6 protein-coding genes are annotated in these 5360 nt (G+C 43.2%); 3 read left to right on the top strand and 3 right to left on the bottom strand.

Annotation, left to right across the window (positions count from 1 at the left end):
• Together A136_RS19145 and A136_RS19140 are read right to left on the bottom strand one after the other, a co-directional pair.
• The coding region (locus tag A136_RS19145; RefSeq protein ID WP_017063833.1) for a PaaI family thioesterase at positions 1-450 on the bottom strand (450 nt) is incomplete at its 3' end.
• 159 nt (positions 451-609) lie between these two features.
• Entirely contained in the window at positions 610-1497 is an 888-nt protein-coding gene (locus tag A136_RS19140; protein ID WP_017059697.1) for a putative PEP-binding protein, read from the bottom strand.
• Between the two features lie 207 nt (positions 1498-1704).
• On the opposite strand from A136_RS19140, the gene A136_RS19135 reads away from it, so the two are divergent.
• The gene (locus A136_RS19135; RefSeq protein WP_017059698.1) at positions 1705-2763 is read left to right on the top strand and encodes a 3-deoxy-7-phosphoheptulonate synthase; all 1059 of its coding nucleotides are present in this window, start codon (positions 1705-1707) and stop codon (positions 2761-2763) included.
• A 12-nt stretch (positions 2764-2775) separates the two neighbouring features.
• Complete coding sequence (locus tag A136_RS19130; protein ID WP_017063832.1) at positions 2776-3258, top strand: YajQ family cyclic di-GMP-binding protein; 483 nt, start codon at positions 2776-2778, stop codon at positions 3256-3258.
• Positions 3259-3443: 185 nt separating this feature from the next.
• Here the strand turns inward: A136_RS19130 and A136_RS19125 are convergent, their stop codons facing one another.
• On the bottom strand, positions 3444-4385 hold the full coding sequence (locus A136_RS19125; RefSeq protein WP_017059700.1) for a precorrin-2 dehydrogenase/sirohydrochlorin ferrochelatase family protein: 942 nt from the start codon (positions 4383-4385) through the stop codon (positions 3444-3446).
• A gap of 480 nt (positions 4386-4865) precedes the next feature.
• On the opposite strand from A136_RS19125, the gene A136_RS19120 reads away from it, so the two are divergent.
• The coding region (locus A136_RS19120; protein WP_017063831.1) for a transporter substrate-binding domain-containing protein at positions 4866-5360 on the top strand (495 nt) is incomplete at its 3' end.

Raw genomic sequence — 5360 nt, 5'->3', positions numbered from 1 at the left:
AAGCGTGACCTCCGCCATCGGCTCGTCACCATGTAAAGATGGGCAAGTCGCGATAATGGTTACGGGTTGATTGACCCGTTCTCCGGTCGACATGGTTTCTGCCAGCATAGTGTTGATCAGCTCACCGTCGTTACAAGTGAAATGCACATCACCTTCAGGGCGCTTCAAAAAGTTACCCGTCACCTCTTTAAAAGCCAACGAGATCTTTTCACCTTGCTGCTGAGATTTGCTCATCGCAAGAAACCCACCAGCGACATCCGCACCTACAGCCAAAACGCCAAAGTACATACTGTTAAGGTGATTCTTAGTACGCCTTCTAAGCGGGATTTTCACTTCAACATGTTGGTTGTCCAACGCGAGTAGTTTTGGTCGGCACAACCAGATAAGTGGGACTTTGAAAAAGCCAAACATGCTTAAGTAGAAATTTGCTTTTTGTAGAGGGGTCAACATTCGAATTACCTAGCCAAGTTAGTCATCAGACCAGTTAATCGACTAGCGATAAGAATGTCAAAAAAATGTTACAAAAAAGAGATATCATCGCACAATGATATCTCTTTCATTCTCAAAGCATTAGCGCCTTAAGTCGGCTTATCAGGCAAGCTAATCGATTTACGCAGTCACGACCGTTTCAACACCTTCAAGGTCAGCAATGTAACCTTGTAGACGTGGATAATCGACTAAACCTTGCGTAACTAGCAGCACTGGCTTCTTCGCGTTCAGGGTTGCTTTAACAATCATATCCAACAAGGTAATAACCGCTTCGTTTTGTGGATCAAAAGCGTGTTGCTGAGCTTCATTGTGTTTGTCTACGCCTAAAGTGAAAGACGCTAAGCTATCAACGTTTACCACTACACCATCGAAGTAATGCAGTAAACGTTCGCTCAGTAGCACTGCAGACGGCACATCGCACGAGAACAGTACTTTCAAACCGTTAAGGCCGCGTGGTAGCCCTTGCTCGGCAAGCAGGTCAATAATCTTAGCGGCATCGCTTAACGCACGAACGTAAGGCACAACTACTTCAACGTTGATGCCCTGCTCACGTAATGCCTTAATAACCTGACATTCTAAAGCGAAAGCCTTGCTGTATTCTGGTGTCGCGTAACGAGCAACGCCACGAACACCTAGTGCAGGGTTAATCTCTTCTGCTTCACAGTTCCCGCCAAGCAGCGAACGGAATCCATAGCTGTCTGCACTGCTTAATGCGATACGAACAGAAGTGTGATTTGGCTGAACGGCAGCTTGAATGGCAATCACTAAGGTCGAAACAAAATGCTCATCGACTGTTTTATCGCCAAGGATCGCTTCTAAAGACGTTTTTTCAATATCAGTCAAAGTATCTAAGTGACTCTCGATACTTGGGTGGTAGAAGACACGATCCATCACTAATTCTGATAATGAAACGTATAAGTGGTTAGAATTATTATTATCGTTGTAAGAAGGCAGCACATCACCTAAGACGAGTTCTGGGTGCAAAGTGCTTTGATTTTCTTGAGTCATTGCTGCTCCAGCATTTTTATGTTGTGTTCAAACGAAAATACCGATAGCTGCCTGTTAATACAAGTGAAAATCCCTTATTTGACGCTGGCCTGCTGATAAAAATAAGAATATTAGCAATAACTGAGATAACTTTGACTCAATAGAGTTTATTCCTCTGTTCAATTCCGTTATCTTAACCACTTCGCAATAGAATAAAAAAGCTATCACATGCCATTAAAAACTGATGAGTTGAGAACCCAAGCTCTGGGTCCTATGCCAACTCCTGCCGAACTAGGCAATGCACACCCTATTACTGACGACGTTGCTGAGCGCATTAAAAATTCTCGCCGCCAAATCGAAGATATCCTAACTGGTCGTGATAACCGCCTATTAGTTATCGTAGGCCCTTGCTCTGTTCACGATACAGATGCGGCACTTGATTACGCTGAGCGCCTAAGCAAAATTCAAGACCAGTACAAAGATGAACTGTTCGTTGTAATGAGAACCTACTTCGAGAAGCCTCGTACTGTTGTAGGTTGGAAGGGTTTGATTACAGATCCTAACCTTGATGGTTCATACGCACTTGAAACAGGCTTGAACAAAGCTCGTAAGCTTCTGCTAGATATCAACAAGCTTGGCCTAGCTACCGCGACTGAATTCCTTGATATGATCACAGGTCAGTACATTGCAGACCTTATCACTTGGGGTGCGATTGGCGCTCGTACAACTGAATCTCAGATTCACCGTGAAATGGCTTCTGCACTGTCTTGCCCTGTTGGCTTCAAGAACGCGACCAACGGCAACATCAAGATTGCTATCGATGCAATTCGTGCAGCACATGCTTCACACTACTTCTACTCTCCAGATAAGAACGGCCGCATGACGGTTTACCGTACTTCTGGCAACCCATACGGTCACGTTATTTTACGTGGTGGCGATAAAGGCCCTAACTTCGACGCTGAATCTGTAGATACTGCATGTAAGCAACTGGCTGAATTCGATCTACCTCAACGTTTGGTTGTAGACTTTAGCCACGCTAACTGTCAGAAGCAACACCGTAAGCAGTTAGAAGTTGCACAAGACATTTGTGAGCAAATTAAATCTAACAAGAACCAAATTGCAGGCATTATGGCAGAGAGCTTCATTATTGAAGGCAACCAGCCAATGACAGACATTAACAACCTAGAATATGGCAAGTCGATTACTGACCCATGCCTAAGCTGGGAAGATACTGCAACAATGCTAGACATGCTTGCAACAGCAATTAAAGATAGAAACTTAGCTTAAGGAAACAACACAATGCCATCATTTGACATTATCTCTGAAGTAGAAGCAGTAGAACTGCGTAACGCAGTAGACAACGCAAACCGTGAACTATCGACTCGTTTCGATTTCCGCGGCGTTGACGCAAGCTTTGATTACAAAGATGAATCAGTAAAATTGACTGCTCAAGACGATTTTCAACTGAAGCAAATGCGCGATATCCTTCGCAGCAACCTAACGAAGCGTAATGTTGATCCTAACGCGATGGAAGCGAAAGCGGCAGACCAAACAGGTCGCACTTGGCACCAAACGGTTATCTTTAAGCAAGGCATTGAAACTGATGTCGCTAAGAAGATCGTTAAGCTAATCAAAGACAACAAAGTTAAAGTTCAAGCTTCTATCCAAGGCGACAAAGTTCGTGTTACTGGTAAGAAGCGTGATGACCTACAAGCTGTTATGGCTCTAGTTCGCGGCGGTGAACTTGGTCAACCTTTCCAGTTTGACAACTTCCGCGACTAATTATTGAGTTTGAGCGACCGCCTATTTGGGTTGCTCATTCATCAGCACAATGTCGTGTTTGAAATAGCAAAAAGCCACTTCTCGAAGTGGCTTTTTATTTATCTGGTCCAGCTTTAGTTTTATTCCGAGCCTCTAGCCGATTTCAAACAACCAGAAAGCTCTCATTTCAACTAGAAGCAATTACCTCAACTGAGTACTTGGGCTGCTGACAATTTTAGATCTTTGCCGACCAACAGATTAAACTCTACGCTTGCTGGTGGAATAAACACACACACTCGTAATTTCTCTGCTCTTGCTTGCTCAAGCTTTGTTGATAGCTCTCCGCTGTTGGCGTAGCTCTCTCTTTCTGCATCTCGGCGGCACAGGTCGATAAATTCAAATGGACAATCGCTCGGTGAAAGTACGAGCTCTGCCTCCTGCATCAAACGTAAAGCCTTCATAGACAGCAGCTCGACATCTTGCTCGAATTCAATCCAAGTGACCTGCCCTTCGCTATCAATGCCTTCGGTTAGCGCTTGCTGGTAGTAAGACTCTAACTGCTCTCTGTCATTCACCTGCTCGATAAAGCTGGATGACAAGAAACGCTCCCAAAATTTACGACGCTCGTCGACGGTTGGGAATGACTCTTTGATTGAATTGCGTTTTGATGCACCGAAGTCTGCTATCAAACCTATGTTTTGTGGCAATACCGTTTCGAGTTTTTCTCTGATATTTCTTACTAAAACAGGTGATGCCCCGCCACTAGAGATGGCAATTTGGATTCTGCCGCGATTTATCATCGAAGGTGTGATGAAGTCGCAGTAAGGAAGATCGTCAACCACATTGACTAAAATGCCCAGTTTTTTCGCATCATTATACACTTGGTGATTCAAGCTTGGGTTGTCTGTTGTGGCCCAAACCTGCAAGTAATTTTTCGATATGATCTGTGACGAGTAAAAGTTTTGAACCCAGTGAAGCTTGTTCTCGTCCACAAGCTGCTTTAAGTAAGGCGCTACCTTGGGAGACACCAAAGTCACATCCGCTCCCGCTCGTAGTAAGCTATCGACTTTACGGCAAGCAACCTCACCCCCACCAACCACTAAGATTGGCTTATTTTCTACATCCAAAAACATTGGGAAATAACGCATGTTCTTCCTTGAGACTACTTCAATAACTATTCAGCCATGCTACCAAATTTGGAGCATATTCATAACTATCGAAGTGTAATAAAAATATTTATTGACCAAATTTCAACATTTCTTAAGTTTAATGTTTCATCATTGTGATGTGGATTCAGAATATTTATCTAGTCGATTATCAATATAAAAATCTAAATCTCGTTGCACCAACAGTGTGAACCGTTGCACTATTTACATTCACTTAACATTTGGTCATTCTAATTGTGTTCGGATTTGTGATTTCATTCAAAATTCTTTTTAAATTATACATTTGTGAAACTACGGATCCTTTCCTAACCTTATAAACAGTTGTTTAAATCGCACACAGTTTCATTTGCAAAATGCAACTCGTTTAATTTGAACAACAAGGTCATAGAAAACGCAACACATAAGAGAAACTCAAACGAGCACGAGTATCAGGTGTCACCTGGTTAACAAGGAAGGATACAAATGACAAATAAACTAACACTTCTTGCTTCAGTAGTAGCTGCATCAACTGCGATGATGGCAACATCGGCATCAGCGGCAGAAAGCACTCTGGACAAAGTCACATCTCAAGGATTTCTAACTTGTGGTGTAAGTACCGGTCTTCCAGGGTTCTCTAACCCTAACTCAAAAGGTGAATGGGAAGGAATTGATGTTGAGTATTGTCAAGCTCTTGCAGCGGCTGTACTCGGTGACAAGACTAAAGTTAAGTATGTACCTCTAACAGCAAAAGAGCGTTTTACTGCGCTTCAATCTGGCGAAATCGACGTACTATCTCGTAACACAACATGGACATTACATCGTGACACTGCTCTAGGTCTGAACTTCGTAGGCGTTAACTACTACGATGGTCAAGGCTTCATGGTTAAAAAAGAACTTGGCCTAACAAGTGCTCAAGAGCTTGATGGCGCTTCTGTATGTGTTCAATCAGGTACAACAACTGAACTTAACCTAGCCGAT

This window comes from Vibrio crassostreae 9ZC13 (assembly GCF_000272045.2).
Classification (GTDB): Bacteria; Pseudomonadota; Gammaproteobacteria; order Enterobacterales; family Vibrionaceae; genus Vibrio; species Vibrio crassostreae_C.
This window is presented reverse-complemented; position numbering and strand designations above follow the sequence as displayed.

Excerpts from the sequence above, each read along its gene's own strand:
- A136_RS19140 (WP_017059697.1), bottom strand. The coding sequence starts at position 1,497 with ATGACTCAAGAAAATCAAAGCACTTTGCACCCAGAACTCGTCTTAGGT.
- A136_RS19135 (WP_017059698.1), top strand. The coding sequence starts at position 1,705 with ATGCCATTAAAAACTGATGAGTTGAGAACCCAAGCTCTGGGTCCTATG.
- A136_RS19130 (WP_017063832.1), top strand. The coding sequence starts at position 2,776 with ATGCCATCATTTGACATTATCTCTGAAGTAGAAGCAGTAGAACTGCGT.
- A136_RS19125 (WP_017059700.1), bottom strand. The coding sequence starts at position 4,385 with ATGCGTTATTTCCCAATGTTTTTGGATGTAGAAAATAAGCCAATCTTA.